At 69.1% G+C, this 15,452-nt stretch carries 12 protein-coding genes; 5 read left to right on the top strand and 7 right to left on the bottom strand.

What is annotated here, in order from left to right:
- Window positions 1-393 precede the first annotated feature (393 nt).
- Window positions 394-1,869, top strand: coding sequence for an LVIVD repeat-containing protein (locus tag ACWDEX_RS07565; RefSeq protein WP_450462301.1), 1,476 nt, complete (start codon window positions 394-396; stop codon window positions 1,867-1,869).
- A 221-nt stretch (window positions 1,870-2,090) separates the two neighbouring features.
- On the top strand, window positions 2,091-2,630 hold the full coding sequence (locus ACWDEX_RS07570) for a DUF305 domain-containing protein (protein WP_450462303.1): 540 nt from the start codon (window positions 2,091-2,093) through the stop codon (window positions 2,628-2,630).
- Between the two features lie 314 nt (window positions 2,631-2,944).
- On the opposite strand, the gene ACWDEX_RS07575 is transcribed toward ACWDEX_RS07570, so the two are convergent.
- From ACWDEX_RS07575 to ACWDEX_RS07600, 6 genes are all read right to left on the bottom strand, one after another.
- Entirely contained in the window at window positions 2,945-4,489 is a 1,545-nt protein-coding gene (locus ACWDEX_RS07575) for an FMN-binding glutamate synthase family protein (protein ID WP_450462304.1), read from the bottom strand.
- Between the two features lie 474 nt (window positions 4,490-4,963).
- Window positions 4,964-6,841, bottom strand: a complete 1,878-nt coding sequence (locus ACWDEX_RS07580; RefSeq protein ID WP_450462306.1) for a sugar-binding protein — start codon at window positions 6,839-6,841, stop codon at window positions 4,964-4,966.
- Between the two features lie 194 nt (window positions 6,842-7,035).
- Complete coding sequence (locus ACWDEX_RS07585) at window positions 7,036-7,860, bottom strand: carbohydrate ABC transporter permease (protein ID WP_450462308.1); 825 nt, start codon at window positions 7,858-7,860, stop codon at window positions 7,036-7,038.
- Complete coding sequence (locus tag ACWDEX_RS07590; protein WP_450462309.1) at window positions 7,857-8,759, bottom strand: carbohydrate ABC transporter permease; 903 nt, start codon at window positions 8,757-8,759, stop codon at window positions 7,857-7,859. Before ACWDEX_RS07590 ends, ACWDEX_RS07585 begins: the two co-directional genes overlap by 4 nt.
- On the bottom strand, window positions 8,756-10,183 hold the full coding sequence (locus tag ACWDEX_RS07595) for an extracellular solute-binding protein (protein ID WP_450462311.1): 1,428 nt from the start codon (window positions 10,181-10,183) through the stop codon (window positions 8,756-8,758). Before ACWDEX_RS07595 ends, ACWDEX_RS07590 begins: the two co-directional genes overlap by 4 nt.
- 58 nt (window positions 10,184-10,241) lie before the next feature.
- Complete coding sequence (locus tag ACWDEX_RS07600) at window positions 10,242-11,327, bottom strand: carbohydrate kinase family protein (protein WP_450462312.1); 1,086 nt, start codon at window positions 11,325-11,327, stop codon at window positions 10,242-10,244.
- A 118-nt stretch (window positions 11,328-11,445) separates the two neighbouring features.
- Here ACWDEX_RS07600 and ACWDEX_RS07605 point away from each other — a divergent pair, with 118 nt between their 5' ends.
- The 3 genes from ACWDEX_RS07605 to ACWDEX_RS07615 all read left to right on the top strand — a co-directional run bounded on the left by ACWDEX_RS07605 (window position 11,446) and on the right by ACWDEX_RS07615 (window position 14,587).
- Complete coding sequence (locus ACWDEX_RS07605) at window positions 11,446-12,204, top strand: DeoR/GlpR family DNA-binding transcription regulator (protein ID WP_450462314.1); 759 nt, start codon at window positions 11,446-11,448, stop codon at window positions 12,202-12,204.
- On the top strand, window positions 12,201-13,544 hold the full coding sequence (locus ACWDEX_RS07610) for a 6-phospho-beta-glucosidase (protein WP_450462315.1): 1,344 nt from the start codon (window positions 12,201-12,203) through the stop codon (window positions 13,542-13,544). The genes ACWDEX_RS07605 and ACWDEX_RS07610 overlap by 4 nt, the downstream gene beginning before the upstream one ends.
- Window positions 13,545-13,696: 152 nt before the next feature.
- Window positions 13,697-14,587: a diacylglycerol kinase gene (locus ACWDEX_RS07615; protein WP_450462316.1), complete on the top strand. Its 891-nt coding sequence runs from the start codon at window positions 13,697-13,699 to the stop codon at window positions 14,585-14,587.
- A 193-nt stretch (window positions 14,588-14,780) separates the two neighbouring features.
- Here the strand turns inward: ACWDEX_RS07615 and ACWDEX_RS07620 are convergent, their stop codons facing one another.
- Window positions 14,781-15,410 carry a helix-turn-helix domain-containing protein gene (locus tag ACWDEX_RS07620; RefSeq protein WP_450462317.1) on the bottom strand — a complete coding sequence of 210 codons (630 nt, stop codon included), beginning with the start codon at window positions 15,408-15,410 and terminating at the stop codon, window positions 14,781-14,783.
- Window positions 15,411-15,452 lie beyond the last annotated feature (42 nt).

Genomic DNA, 15,452 nt, shown 5'->3' on the forward strand with positions numbered 1-15,452 from the left:
GGTCATTCGACCGATGTGTCGGTATGACAGCCAGGGCTGATCCCGTGCAGGCCGACAACAGCATGAACGAGGGCTGGGCTACTGGGGCAGCGACCTGCGGGTTTGGCTCGTGAGAGTCAGCGTTGCCGGCGGCGTCGGAGTTGGGGGCGGTGCCCAGGGAGCTGTGGGAGCTTGCCCTGTTCCTGAAAGCGCATGGGGTCACGCGCGGAGTGCAAGTTCGAGCAAGGTGCGGGCGAGGGTGTGCAATTGGTACGCCAAGAGCGCCTTCGCGATGCTCATTACGTCGCGGTCGCCTCGGTGGGCTGCGTGCTCGTGAAGGCCGGTGACAGCTTCAGGGGGTGCCGTATGCCTCGCAGGACGCGATGGCCGCTGCAGCTTCGCTCAAATCCTGTCATGATCATGACTAGATATGATCATGACAAGGCTTCTATATTGCGTGGGTCCGTAACGCCCCTCGTGGCAGGAGGCCCTGCGTTGCAAGGATCGACACTCGCGCGAAGAACGCGCCGCGCACTCAAGGCGGCCGTAGTCGCGGGCGTACTCATCTTCACGTCGTTCGGGATGGTCGGCCCGTCCACCGCCCAAGACGGTGACCTCGGCGTCGACGAGATATCACACAGTGCGAACATCAAACACCTGGCGAACGTCCCGAGGCAGGGTCCGCTCGCCAATGCCACCCACAGCGACCTGGCGTTCTACGGCAACTACGCCATTCAGGGCACCTACGCCGGGTTCACGATCTACAACATCCAGAACCCCACGAAGCCGGAGACCGTCTCCCAGATGGCGTGCAACGGCGGCCAGGGCGACCCCACCGTCTCCGAGGACGGGAAACTGCTGTTCGTGTCGGTCGACACTCCGCAGTCGAATCCGTCCTGTGCGAGCACGAACTCCAATGCGGCCAACCCGAACGCCTGGGAAGGCATCCGCATCTTCGACATCAGCGACAAGCAGAACCCCAAGTACGTGAAGTCGGTGCGGACCGACTGCGGTTCCCACACGCACACGTACGTTCCCGCTGACGGCTCAGACACGGCCTACCTCTACATCTCCTCGTACGGCCCGTCCCCGGCGTTCCCGCACTGCCAGCCTCCGCACGACAAGATCTCGATCGTGAAGGTACCCCTGGACGACCCGGACTCCGCGTCCGTGGTCGCCACGCCCGTACTCTTCCCCGACGGTGGCGCAGGCGCCACCGCGGGCTGTCACGACATCACCGTCTTCCCGGAGAAGCATCTGGCTGCCGGCGCCTGCATGGGCGAGGGTGCTCTGATCGACATCTCGGATCCCACCGAGCCGTACGTGATCACCAGCGCCACCGACGCGAACTTCGCCTTCTGGCACTCGGCGACGTTCACCAACGACGGGAACCGCGTGGTGTTCACCGATGAACTCGGGGGCGGCAGCGCGCCGACCTGCAACGAGCAGATCGGGCCGCACCGCGGTGCCGACGCCATTTACGACATCAAGGGCGAGGGCGACAACCGCAAGCTGGTGTTCCGCAGCTACTTCAAGATTCCGCGCATGCAGCAGCAGACGGAGAACTGCGTGGCCCACAACGGCTCGCTGATCCCGGCCAAGCACCGCGACATGATGGTGCAGGCCTGGTACCAGGGCGGCGTGTCGGTCATCGACTTCACCGACCCCGACCACCCGAAGGAGATCGGCTACTTCGACCGCGGCCCGCTGTCCAAAGAGACCTTGCAGCTCGGCGGCTCCTGGTCGGCGTACTGGTACAACGGTCGCATCTACTCCAGTGACATCACCAAGGGCCTTGACGTGCTCCAGCTCACCGGAGCGCCGTCCAGCGCCAACCGGGTCCAGCTGGACTTCATGAACCCGCAGACCCAGTACACCTACAAGCCCTGATTCCGCCCATGGCCCCGGCGGGCGGCAGGTCCGCCGCGGCCGCACACACATGCAGCAACCCACGAGTTCAGCCCGCCGCGTGCGTTGCTCCCAGGACGCCGCGTGGCGAGGCAGAAGGGAACAGGCGCACAGTGAGGTACCGCAGAGTTGCAAGTGCGCTGCTGACAGCCGCATGCCTGCTCGGCGTCGCAACCGTGTCCGCCAGCGCGGAGGCTGGGCACATGCCCCGGGCCGCGGCGGCTGGCCCCGCCCCGGCGTCGACGAATCCGCAGGTCGAGTCGAACAACGCCGATGCGGACTTCGTCGCCATGATGATTCCGCATCACCAGCAGGCGCTCATCCTGAGCCGGCTGGCCCCGTCGAGGTCCAATGACAGAGATCTGCGTGCGCTCGCCGACCGGATCGACGTCGAGCAGGGCCTTGAGATCTACATGATGCAGTCGTGGCAAGGGTGGAACGGCCTCGAGAAGACGGATCCCCAGCAGGCCTACGAGGAGATGCTGCAGGATCCGATGATGGTCGAGAAGATGGGGATGGCCACCCCCGAGGAGCTGGACCAGTTGAGCGCGGCGACTGGCAACGCCTTCGACGTGCAGTTCCTGCGGCTGATGATCAAGCATCACAACGGTGCGATCGACATGCTGACGGAGGTGCTCACCAACGGAACAGACGAGACCATACAGACGTGGGCGACCGACATGCTGGCCACTCAGTACGCCCAGGTCCAGATGATGCAGCGGATGCTGGACGACAGGACGTAGCCGTCCTGAGCCACTCCGTGCGCCGTCGGGCGTCGCGGGCCTGCCGACCGGCCCGGACGCCCGTCAGCCGTATCCGGGTCCCGGCGCGCGACCGCCTGATCCCGAAGGCCCGGGTACGGCTCCGGCGCACACCCGCGTGCCCCTCCGCGCCGTCTTGTTCGCGTCAGCGCCCCGGAAGCCGGCAGCGCCAAGAAGCTGGTCCCTGGACCAGATCGCCGCCGGCGGGTCGATCGCCAAAGCGCCCGGAGGTGGAGAAGCCGGCGGACGCTCATCGGTCGACTGAGGCAGTGAGCGCGGTGCTCGCTGTCGGCGCGTCAGACGGCCGGCTTCTGCACGGAGGTCGGCTTGGTGGTGAGCAGTGTGGTGATCTCATCGGCGAGGTGCGGGCCGAGCTCGCCCCAGCCGTCCTTGTAGCCGTAGACGCTGGCCAGAGTGCGGGCTTCGTAATCGCCGTTCATGATCTCGATGTCGGTGGCGGTGATGAGTGCCGGGTGGGGGACACCGACGGCCGCAGAGACCTTCATCAGCTCCTTGCGCAGGGTGCGCAGGTAGACAGCGGCCCGGGTGGCCTTCGAGGTCGGATCGAGGCCGCGGGCCAGCCGCGGGTTCTGGGTGGCGATGCCGGTGGGGCACTTATCGGTGTGGCACTTCTGCGACTGGATGCAGCCGATCGACAGCATCGCCTCACGAGCCACGTTGATCATGTCGGCACCCAGAGCAAAGGCGACCGCGGCGTTCTCGGGCAGGCCGAGCTTGCCGGAGGCGATGAAGGTCAGGTCGTCGGTCAGCCCCAGCTCGGCGAAGGTGCCGTAGACCCGGGAGAAGCCCATGCGGAAGGGCAGTGACACCGAGTCACTGAAGATCAGCGGCGCCGCCCCGGTGCCGCCCTCGCCACCGTCGATGGTCACGAAGTCGACACCACGGTCACCACGCGCCATCAGCGTCGCCAGCTCCTGCCAGAAGCCCATCTCTCCCACCGCGCTCTTGATCCCGACCGGCAGACCGGTCTCGGTGGCGAGCAGTTCGACGAAGTCGAGCATCGAGTCGACGTCGCTGAACGCGGTGTGCCGCGACGGGGAGGCGCAGTCCTTGCCAAGCGGGATGCCGCGGATCTCGGCGATCTCCGGGGTCACCTTCGCACCCGGCAGCATCCCGCCCAGCCCAGGCTTGGCGCCCTGCGAGAGCTTGATCTCTATCGCCTTGACCGGAGCGCCGGCGACCACATCCTTGAGCTTGTCGAGGCTGAAGGTGCCGTCCTCGTTGCGGCAGCCGAAGTACGACGTTCCGATCTGGAGGACGAGGTCACCACCGTTGCGGTGGTACGGCGAGAGGCCGCCCTCGCCCGTGTTCTGCATCGTGCCGGCCAGCGCCGCACCCTTGTTGAGCGCCGTGATCGCCGCGCCGGAGAGCGATCCGAAGCTCATCGCCGAGATGTTCACCACACTCGCCGGCCGGAACGCCTTGGCGCGCCCGCGCGGCCCGCCCAGCACCTTGGCCGAGGGCAGTGGGGCCTGCGGATCGTGAGCGTCGGGCAGCGCGTCGGCGAACGTGCGCTGCTTCAGGTAGGCGTGCCCCTGCATGTGCTCAACATCGTTGTCGGTGCCGAACCCGAAGTAGTTGTTCTCCCCCTTCGCCGACGCGTAGATCCAGGTGCGCTGGTCACGACTGAACGGACGCTCCTCGTCGTTGGAGGTCACGATGTACTGCCGCAACTCCGGGCCGATCATCTCCAGCAGGTACCGGGCGTGCCCGATCACCGGGAAGTTCCGGAGCAATGCGTGCTTCTTCTGGACAAGGTCACGGGCGGCCACCAGCGCCAATGCTGTTGCGGTGGCCGCGGCGATGCTCCGGGCGCGCATGAACGGTCCTCTCCTCGATGCTCGACTCCATCGCTGTGCGGTGGACGTCGTCGTGTCGTGTCGGGCGTTGGGCGGCGGACACGACCAAGCGGGCGTCAGCGTCCGCCGGGGAACGCGCAATGATATTAGAGGCCCGCGAGGAGAGGCGGCGGTTTCCAGGGGCCGTCGCAACACGTGGTCGTGTTGGGCAGGCCGCGAGCATCATGCAGGCGCTCGACTGAGGTTTCCCAGCCGAGCGTTTTGCGTGGTCGGCCGTTGAGTTCGGCGGCGACGGCGTCCAGGTGCTCGCGAGTGTGGGCCGCCGTCTTCGAGGTGCCGTGACACCGGGATGGCATCAACGACCGGCCGGAACTGGATCCGTTCGCTTAGGGCCTTCCGGCCGTCGTCCCCGGGGCCGTGCGCTCGGGCAGAGCCCCAGGGGCTGAGGGGTGTCATCGGGACGCAGGGCCTCCCTGGAGTGGGCGGGGGGCGACGTCACCCACGTCGGTCACCGCCACCGGTGCGCGGGCCGACCGCCAGCGGAATCCCGGTACGGCGCGACTGTGCCACCGATGTCGGCGAGTCCTCGCTGCGCGCCGCATCCGCGGGGATGACCGGCTCGGCCGGTGTGCTGGGCCGCCCCGCAGGCGGGGTGTACCCCTCAAGCCGCGCCGTGCCCCACACATACGGATCTGCCTGGGCGCTGCCGTAAGGCGACCAAGCCAGCCGGGTCTGGCCGGTCTTGTCGTCGGTGTCGGAGTCGTAGACCATCACGTTGAGGGCGAACGCCTCCGGGTCGGCAGCCGCCGGCAGCTCGCCCAGTGGGATCTTCGCCTCCAGCGTGTAGCCGGCATACGGTTCGGTGACCGTGGTGGCGACGGCCATGCCGGGCGCGGTGTCCTTCGCGGGGCCTTGGTGGTTGTCGGCGTCGCGCTCCGCCACCGGCCCCCCGCCGTTCGCCGAGAACGGGAAGATGCCCGTCTTGAAGGTGACAGAGGTGTCGTCGGCCGTGCCACGCGGGTCGATGGCGATCTCCACCGAGTCGGTCCGCCAGTGCCGCTTGAGGTCGCCCTCGCCCAGCGCCGCGCCCGCCAGGTCGTCGGTGACCTTGACGAGTACGTACAGGTCATCGCCGTGCCGCGCGAGCTTCGCCGTCCCCGAAATGTCGTCCGGGCCGACCTGCTGGCCCTGCCAGTACACCAGGGGCAGTTCGGGGCCCGGGTACTCGCCCTCCCGCTCCACTCCGTCCAGTACGGGAGCGGTGGCCACCTCGGGGATGACGGTGGACGGGGCGGCCGGGTAGCGGGGCTGCGCGTTGTTGGCCAGCCAGGGCAGGCCGACGCGCTCCGCCCAGGCGGCGAACTCCGCGAATATCGGCCGCAGTCCGGACTGCGGCCGCACTTCGGACTTCACGGCCTCGCCGTGTTCGGCCAGCACCGTGAACCAGTCGGAACCCAGCTTCTCGGGGTCCGTCGGCACCTGGGACGGATTGGAGGCCCACCCCTGGGTGGCGTACGTGCGGGAGGCGTCCGCCTCGACCTGGGCCCAGCTCACCCCGTGCTCGCTCGACCGGGTGCCGGAGAAGACGCCGAAGACCGGAAGTCCGGTATTGGGATCGGTGCGGCGCTGCTTGGGCGCGTCCGGGCCGAGGAGGCTGCGGAAACCGTAGTTCTGGGTCAGCAGCAGCCGGGGTCGCCAGGGGCGGAAGTGCTCGCGGGTGATCTGTGTGGGGAACGCGCGGGGGTCACCGGCCATAAAGAACGCCTCGATGGCCAGCCGTGCGGCGAGTTGGTGCCCGCCGTGCTGGTTGAACGGGCGCGGGTCCATGGTGACCACCGTGTCAGGGGTGGTGGCGCGGATCAGACGGACGACGCGCTCCAGGGTGTCACGCTCGTCCCAGATCCCGGCGGTCAGCGGCGCCGAGAGGGTGTACCAGAAATCGGCCTTGTCCAGGTAGTAGATGTTGTCGATCCCGGCGTACGCGGTGGCCTTTCGCTCCTCGCCCTCCCGGATCAGCCCGAGCCCCGGCCCCTCGTCGAGACCGACCGCGTTCCCGCCGCCCTCGCCGCGAGTGATGGTCAGGACGCCGGTGCTGACCCCGTACTGCTCCCGCCACTGCCCGAACGTGGAGAGGTTGCCGGCCTCGTCGTCGGGGTGGGCGCCGACGAACAACACGTCGCTGTGGGCCGGGTCGTGACGCCCTCGTCCGCTGCGCTGCGGCTGCGGAGTGCTCCAGCCGTCGGCCCAGGCCGCGGGCGCGGACACGCCCAGCGCCGCACCGACGAGGCCCGAGGCCAGAGCGATGGCGACGGTGCGCCGACTCGGTCCCGCGGCGCCGACTGTACTGCCTTGCTCCTGAGTTGAATTCGCCACCGTGCGCCTCCATTTGTTCGTGACTTCTTGACGGACGACACTTGCGGGCGGCACTGCGTCGCCCTCGTTACTTCTTCACCGCGCCGGATCATCCCTCGATGAAGCGGTGCTGGAGCGGCACCGCGTCCAGCACTCGCAGTGTTGGACGCGGTGGGTGTATCGGCGCGAGGCACGCCGTCGGTGTGCGGCGGGATCTACTCCTTCACCGCGCCCGTCAATATGCCTTCGATGAAGCGGCGTTGCAGTGCCACGTACACGACCACCACCGGCAGCGCGATCAGCACCGACGCCGCCGCCAGCAGTGACGTCTCTGCCGTGTGCTGGCCCTGGAAGAAGGCCAGGCCCAGCGGGACCGTGCGCAGGGACTCGTTGCTGATCATCACCAGGGCCATGAGGAACTCGTTCCACGTCCACATGAAGGTGATGACGATCATGGTCGTGATGGCGGGCCGGCCCATCGGCACCAGGATCCGCCACAGCGTGGTCCAGGTGGAGGCGCCGTCCATCCGCGCCGCCTCGATGACGGAGCGGGCGCTGCCGCGGAAGTAGGCGCGCAGCCAGAAGACGCCGAAGGCCAGCGACTGGGCGATCTGCGGCAGGATCAGCGCCCAGTACGTGTCCGTCAGCTCCACGTACCGCAGGTCGAAGTAGAGCGGGACGACCAGCGCCTCCTGGGGCAGTGTCAGGCCGATGACGAACAGGTAGAACAGCACCGTCGAGCCGGGGAAGCGCATCACTCCGAAGGCGTAGCCGGCCAGGATCGCCAGCACCGCCGTCACCACCACCACGACCGAGGCCACCAGCAGTGAATTACCCATATATGTAGCGAAATGTCCGCGTGTCCAGGCGTCCGCGAAGTTGCCCCAGTGCAGCCCGCCCTCAGGCAGCGAGAAGCCGGTACCCAGCGCGCCCTGGCGACCGAAGGCGGTGGAGAGGATGCCGATCACCGGCGTCAGCGAGATGATCGCGAAGAGCGTCAGGATCGCGTACGTGGCGCCACGTTCGGTGCGCGAGATCATGACCGCCGCCCTTCGACGAGCCGGGAGACCGTGACGGTCAGCGCGAAGATCAGGACGGTGAGGGCCACGCCGACGGCGGCCGCCGAGCCGATCTGGTTGGTCTCGAAGGCCCGGTGGTAGACCTCGTACGCCGGCACCGACGTGGAGTTGCCCGGCCCGCCGCTGGTGGTGATGTAGATCAGGTCGAAGTTGCGGAGGCCCGCCACGATGGTGAGGGTGAGCGCCACCGCTGTCTCCGCCCGCAGGCCGGGCAGCGTGATGCTGAAGAACTCACGTATCGCGCCCGCGCCGTCGATCCGCGCCGCCTCGTACAGCTCGCGCGGGATGCGCTGCGCGCCGGCGAGGAAGAGCACCATGCACAGGCCGGTCTCCACCCAGGTGCCGACGGCGCCGACCGCGGGCAGCGCCCAGTTGTAGTCGCCCAGCCAGGCCCGGGTCAGGGAGCCGAGACCGACGGCCTTCAGGGTGTGGTTGAGCAGGCCGTCGGGGGCGAGGATGGAGCGCCAGGCGACACATACCACGACCATGGCGAGGACCTGCGGCAGGAACAGCACGGTGCGGAAGAAGGCCATGCCCTTCACCCGGATCCGCGACATCACGGCCGCCAGCAGCAGGCCGATGGCCACCGGCAGGGCGGCGTAGAACAGCAGCAGGACGAGCGCGTGGACGAACGGCGCGCGCAGGCTCGGATCCGTGAAGAGGTCCGTGTAGTTGCCGAACCCGGCCCAGGTGGCCCGTGTCAGCCCGTCCCAGTGCAGCAGCGACAGCCACACCGACTGGCCGAAGGGGTACAGCAGGAACGCACCGTACAGGGCGAGTGCCGGCAGCACGTAAAGGTAGCCGATGGCGCGCGGTTCGCCGGGGGCGCGGCGGCGGTAGCGGTCTCGGAGGGCGGTCACTTCGACCCCGCCGAACTGTCGCGCTGCTTCTTCATGAAGCCGCCGTAGTCCTTCTGCAGGGACGCCGCGAACTTGTCGGGGTCGCTGTTGCCGGCGATGAGGTCCTGCAGCGCCTTGGACGTGGTGTCGTAGAAGCTCGGCGTGGCGTAGTCGAGGTACGGCACCAGGCCGTCGCCCGCGGTCAGCCGCCGCCAGCCGGCGATCATCTGCCCCTCACTGCTCTCCGGGTCGATCCTGGCCGCGGCCCGCCCGGGCAGTGCAGGCAGCACGCCGTGCTCGCTCATGACGTCGGACGCGTGCGTGTTCGTGATGAAGTCGAGGTAGGCGGCGGCGACTTCGGGGTGACGGGACCGCGATGTGATCGACCAGGCGAGCCCCTGGCCGCCGGTGGTCATCGGGGTGGCGTCGGCCTGGGCGGGCGGCGGCGGGATGAGGCCCAGCTTGCCGTCCATCGGCTTCTTCAGGTCGGCCTGCAGCCAGGTGCCGGTGATCAGATACGCGCCGTCGCCGCCAGTGAACTTCTTGGCGGCGTCGTCGTAACCGAGCCCGTTGGCGCTCTTGGGTAGGTAGCCCTTCTTGACCCAGTCGGACAGGGTGGCCGCCGCTTCCTTGGTGTAGGCGTTGTCGAAGCCCTGGCCGCGGCCGAGGACCGTGTCACGTGCCTGCGCCCCGCCGAGCTGGTCCTGGAGCACGCCGAAGGTGTGGATCGCGGGGTACTTGTCGAGGTTGCCGAACTGGATCGGCAGCTCGCCCTTCTGCTTCAGCGTGCCAAGGCTCGCGGTGAAGTCCGCCCAGGTCCTCGGCGGCTTCACGCCGGCTTTCGCCAGGACCTCCTTGTTGTAGTAGATGCCGACGAACTCACCGGTCTGGGATATCCCGTAGAGCCGGCCGGTGCCGAAGCGGTGGCCGTCGGTCGAGACCCGGTTGAGGTTGAGCAGCGTGGTGGGGTAGCGGGTGTTCCAGTCGTAGATGCCCGCGTACGTGTCCAGCGGGGCGAGCAGCCCGGCCTGGACGAAGGACACCATGTCCGGGTAGCCCTGGTTCGCCTGGACCACGTCCGGCGGGTTGTTGCCGGATATCGCGAGCTTCAGGGTGGTCTTGAGGTCGGAGAAGCTCCGCGAGACCCGCTTGATGCGGACGTTCGGGTACTTCTTCTCGAACTCCTTGTTGAGCTGCTCGATCTCGCCGTTCGTGCCGCCGCGGGTCTCCTGGTCCCACACGGTGAGCGTGACGTTGCCGGCGCGCGCCGGATCCGGTACGGCCGTGCTCCCGACCCCGGCTGCCCCGCCGGCCTGCGACCCGTCGGTGCCCGGCACGCACCCGGTGGCCAGCAGGGCAAGACCGGCGACGAGGGTGACCGGCAGCATGTTCCGCCTGGCACGTCGTGTGCCGGTACGCGGCACCCTCGCGCGAACTCCTCGCATTCCCACTCCTCGTCTCAACGGGATCTCACTGGACGTCTCCGGGGACGCCTCATCGCGCTCAGTCGCCCCGGAAGCCGATGGTCGGCACCGCGCGCAGCCGCGGCCCTGGGACCTGTCCCGCGGGGACGAACTCGTCCAGGAAGGCGTAGCGCCGGGCCAGTTCGTCGGAGCCGTGCAGTCGGCGCACCGTCTGCCACCAGGCGGCAACCTCCGGCCAGCCCGGCGCGGCCAGCGAGCCGCCGAAGTGCTCCACGGACAGGGCGGCGGTCAGGTTGGCGAACGCGAGCCGGTCGGCCAGCGGCCATCCGGCGAGCGTCCCCGTCATGAAGCCCGCGACGAAGACGTCGCCCGCGCCCGTCGGGTCCATGGCCTGCACCGGCACCCCGGGCACCTCCGCCGTCTCGCCGGTGACCGAGTCGATGGCGACCGCGCCCTCGGGGCCCATGGTCACGACCGCGATCGGTACCAGCTCGGCCAGCGCGCGCACCGCCTCCTGCGGGGAGTCGGTACGCGTGTAGTTCTGGGCCTCGGTGGCGTTGGGCAGGAAGACGTGGCAGTGACCGAGATCACGCAGTGCCGCCGGGTCCCAGCGTCCGCTGTCGTCCCAGCCCACATCGGCGAAGATCTTGCTGCCCTGCCGTTCCGCCTCGCGCAGCCAGTCGTCCTGCCGACCCGGCTCGAGTGTGGCCACGCAGGCCCGTGTGCGCGGCGGGCCGCAGAGGCACGGCGGGGGAGCGGGGTGCTCGTGCGTCACCATCGTGCGCTCGCCCTCGTACGCCATCGATACCGTCACCGGCGAGTGCCAGCCGGCCACCCGGCGCGAGTGACTGAGGTCGACCCCCTCGCTGCCGGAGAGGCTGTCCCAGCAGTAATCGCCGTACAGGTCGGTGCCGAAGGCGGACGCGAGCGTGGTGCGCAGCCCGAGGCGGGCCAGGGCCGTGGCCATGTTCGCGATGCCGCCGGGGCTCAGCCCCATACCGCGGGCCCAGTTCTCGGTGCCGCGTACGGGGGCGTGGTCCAGGCCCGTGAAGATGATGTCCAGGAACACGGTCCCGGTCAGGTACACGTCGTACTCGGGGTCGCCGGGGAGGCGTACGTCTGCCAGCGGGTCGAAGGACTTCGCGACCGTCGAAGGAGTGCTCACCGGCGCGCCCTTCCTGATCGGAGCTGCATGTTGACCGACACCTTGCACCGAGAGTCGTGTACATGCAAGAGGTTGATCAGACTCGTGCACAGTCGCTCAACTGCAGTACATTGCAAGCATGTTGCGAGAGGCGCGGCACCGCAGGCTGCTGACCATCCTGGGCGAGGAAGGCGTGCTCCCGGTCCGGGAGATCGCCAAGAAGCTCGGTGTGAGCGAGGCCACGGCCCGCCGTGACCTGACCGAGCTCGACGACGCCGGCCGACTCACCCGCGTCTACGGCGGGGCGGTGGCCGCGCGCACGGACGACGAGCGGCCCTTCGCCGAAGTGGCCGTGGACGACCTGCCGGCCAAGACCGCGATAGCCGCACGGGCGGCCGAGCTGGTCAAGGACGGCGACACACTCCTGCTGGACATCGGCACCACCACGCACCAGCTCGCCAAGTTGCTGCGCGGCCGCCCCGTCACCGTCGTCACCAGCAACCTCGCGGTGTACGAGGAGCTGCGCGACGACCCCGAGGTGCGGCTGATCCTGCTCGGCGGGGAGGTGCGCCGTAACTATCTCTCCCTGGTGGGCTTCCTCACCGAGTCCAATCTGCGTGAGCTGTATGTCGGCCGGCTCTTCCTCGGCGCGAGCGGCGTGTCGCCCAGCGGTGGCGTGTTGGACGACACGCACGTGGAGGTGCCTGTGAAGCGCGCCATGATCGCCGCCGCACGGCAGGTCGTGCTGCTCGCGAGCGTCGGCAAGTTCCCCGGCGAGACCGGTCTCGCCCTTGTCTGCGGGCCGCCGGACATCGACATCCTGATCACCAACGACACATCGGACCCAGTCACGCTCGCGGCATTCCGCGAGGCCGGGACGGAGGTAATCACCGTATGAGGCTGACTCTGCTGGGCGGCGGCGGGTTCCGGGTACCGCTCGTGTACCGCGCGCTGCTGACGGACGACGGCGACGCGGCGGGCCGGTGCACCGAGCTGGTGCTGTACGACACCGACCGGCGGCGCCTCGACGCGATCGCGGCGGTGCTGGCCGGGCAGGCCGCACAGCTCACCGGGCCGGGGACGGGCCGCCCGCCCGGCCCGGCCCTACGCACCACGACGGACCTCGACGACGCCCTACGCGGCGCGGACTTCGTCTTCTCCGCGATCCGCGTCGGAGGCCTGCAGGGCCGCAGTCGCGACGAGCGCGCCGCCCTGGGCGAGGGCGTCCTCGGCCAGGAGACCGTCGGCGCGGGCGGCGTGCTCTACGGCCTGCGCACCGTGCCGGAGGCGGTGCGGATCGCCGAGCGGGTCGCGGCCGTCGCGCCCCACGCCTGGGTCATCAACTTCACCAACCCTGCGGGCATGGTCACCGAGGCCATGCAGCGCGTCCTCGGCGACCGCGTCATCGGCATCTGCGACTCGCCGGTCGGGCTGTGCCGGCGCGCCGCCCGCGCGGTGGGCGCCGACCCCGACCGCGCGGGCTACGACTACGTCGGGCTCAACCACCTCGGCTGGCTGCGCCGGGTCACCGTCGACGGTCACGACCGGCTGCCCGAACTGCTCGCCGACGCCGCCGCGCTGGAGTCCTTCGAGGAGGGCAGGCTCTTCGGCGCCAACTGGCTGCGGACGTTGGGCGCGCTGCCCAACGAGTACCTGCACTACTACTACTTCAACCGCGAGGCGGTCGCCGCACTGCGTCAGGCGCCGGCCACCCGTGGGGAGTTCCTGCGCGACCAGCAGGATGTTTTCTACGCTCAGGCGGCCGCCGAGCCCGCCGGTGCGCTGGAGGCGTGGGAGCGTACGCGCCAGGAGCGCGAGGCGACGTACATGGCCGAGAGCCGGGAGAGCACGGGCGGCTGGCAGCGCGACGCCTGCGACCTCGAGGGGGGCGGCTACGACCGCGTCGCGCTGGCCCTGATGCGGGCCATCGCCCGCAACGAGCGCACGACGCTCATCCTCAACGTCCGCAACCGCACCGCAGTCCCGGGCCTGGACCCGGAGGCGGTCGTGGAGGTGCCCTGCCTGGTGGACGCCGCCGGTGCCACCCCACTCGCCACCGGCGCCGTGGCGCCCGACCAGCTCGGGCTCATGCTGAGCGTCAAGGCGGTGGAGCGGGCCGTGATCGAGGCGGCGGCGAGCGGTGAACGGGCTCCCGCGCTGCGGGCTCTGGCGCTGCATCCGCTGGTCGACTCGGTGTCCACAGCCGATCGCATCCTGCAGACCGCATACCCGGCGTAGCACGTTGGAAGCCACTCGGCGGGCGACATGCGAGGTCATCGAGCCACCGAATCCGGGTGGCCGCCGTGTGGCGACCACGGGCCCGCGGGGGCGGGCCAACGGTTATGACGGCGTGACCCAGACATGACCAAGCTGCTCGTAGAGTCGCTCTCGTGACCAACAAGATCACCCTCTTGCTCAACCCCGCCGCAGGCCAGGGCCGCGGCTCCAAGGCGGCCCAGCTGGCGGCTTCCGCATTGCGGGAAGCCGGATTCGCCGTCCGCAAAGTCGTCGGGGAGAACGCCGAGGAGGCGCTCGCACTTGCGCGTACCACCGTGGACGAGGGCACCGGCGCTCTGATCGCTGTCGGTGGCGACGGCACGGCCAACCTTGCCATCCAGGCCGTTGCGGGTACCCGCACCCCACTCGGCCTGGTCGCCGTCGGCACCGGTAACGACTTCGCCCGCGCCCTCGGCCAGCCCATAGGCGACGCGGGCGCCGCGGGCCGCCTCATCGCCACGGCTCTCAAGGCCGGCCGGGTGCGCGACATCGACCTCGGAAAAGTCGGAGGCCACTGGTTCGGCACGGTCCTCGCCTCCGGCTTCGACTCCCGTGTCAATGACCGGGGCAACCGCATGCGATGGCCGACCGGCCGCTTCAAGTACGACCTCGCGATGGTGGCCGAACTTGCCACCTTCCGGCCCTTCCCCTACCGGATCGTTCTCGACGACGGCGTCGTCCACGAGGTCGAAGCGACCCTCGTGGCCATCGGAAACGGGTCGTCGTACGGCGGCGGCATGCGCATCTGCCCTGGTGCCGACCTCACCGACGGCCTGTTCGATGTCACTGTGGTCGGCGATCTCAGACGTACCACGCTGGTGCGGGTGTTCCCGCGCGTGTATCGCGGAACCCATGTCGGGCATCCCAAGGTCACCGTTCACCGCTCGGCAACGGTGGAGATCGCCGCAGAAGGCATCCGGGGGTACGCCGACGGGGAACCGCTGCGGCCGCTTCCACTGACCGCCCGCTGTGTGCCGGGGGCCCTTCGCGTCATCGGTCCGTGAACTGTTTGTTCCACGCGACCTCGCAGTCGGGACCAACGAGGAGGCCCGGTTCTCGTATTGCTACGACCAGACGGACATCTGACGCCCTGTCAGGGCTTACGCCGCCGAGGTTCTTCCCATCACCGACGAACTCCTCGCCCGGCTCTCCCCGCTCCGGTACGACCACGGGTGTGAGACCGGTGAGCTCGCATGTTCAGGTGTCGCGCATTCGCGGCCGAACCCAGGTGGGCCGCATCATCGCCGACGGCGAGGGCGGCCGCATGGTCACACTCGGCTTCTGGCCGACGGCTGCTCGGGTCAGTCCAGCAGTCCACAGTCCAAGTTCGGAGGCGGAGCGGATGGCCATCCACACCTCGGTGAAGGCCCCGGTGCTGGTGAGGTCGCGGCCGGTGAGCGTACTGAAGCGGCGCAGCCGGTAGGCGAGCGTGTTGGGGTGGATGTGCAGGGCCGCGGCGGCGGCGTCGGTGCGCCGGTCGCGTTCCATGCAGGTGCGCACCGACAGCAGGAGTTGCGCATCGTGGGTGTCGTCGTAGCGGAGTGCTTCGCCCACCTTCTTCGCCTCGGGGCCGGTGACCCTGCCGTCTTCCGCGCGGAACACCACTCGGGCCGTCGCACCGTCGGCCTTCAGTTCCGGGAAACGTTCGTTCAGCAGGTCGTACGCCTGCTGCGCCTCCGTACCAGGCATCGAGAAGTCGTTGGGGGGCGCGGCGGGAGCCCTCCCGGCGAGCACCCCCGTCCCCAGGAGCAGTACCACCCACAGCAACACGACCAGCCAGCGCCTCCGGAAGGAGAACCGGCCCAGCCTGGAAAGGAATGAGGCCACAGCAGGGGATCCAAGTCAGGTCGAGGCTCGTCGGAAGGTTGA

This window comes from Streptomyces sp. NPDC001020 (genome assembly GCF_053599115.1).

Coding starts and splice junctions, on each gene's coding strand:
- ACWDEX_RS07575 (WP_450462304.1), bottom strand. CDS start 4,489: ATGCGCGCCCGGAGCATCGCCGCGGCCACCGCAACAGCATTGGCGCTG.
- ACWDEX_RS07595 (WP_450462311.1), bottom strand. CDS start 10,183: ATGCGAGGAGTTCGCGCGAGGGTGCCGCGTACCGGCACACGACGTGCC.
- ACWDEX_RS07565 (WP_450462301.1), top strand. CDS start 394: ATGATCATGACTAGATATGATCATGACAAGGCTTCTATATTGCGTGGG.
- ACWDEX_RS07605 (WP_450462314.1), top strand. CDS start 11,446: ATGTTGCGAGAGGCGCGGCACCGCAGGCTGCTGACCATCCTGGGCGAG.
- ACWDEX_RS07570 (WP_450462303.1), top strand. CDS start 2,091: ATGCCCCGGGCCGCGGCGGCTGGCCCCGCCCCGGCGTCGACGAATCCG.
- ACWDEX_RS07610 (WP_450462315.1), top strand. CDS start 12,201: ATGAGGCTGACTCTGCTGGGCGGCGGCGGGTTCCGGGTACCGCTCGTG.
- ACWDEX_RS07585 (WP_450462308.1), bottom strand. CDS start 7,860: ATGATCTCGCGCACCGAACGTGGCGCCACGTACGCGATCCTGACGCTC.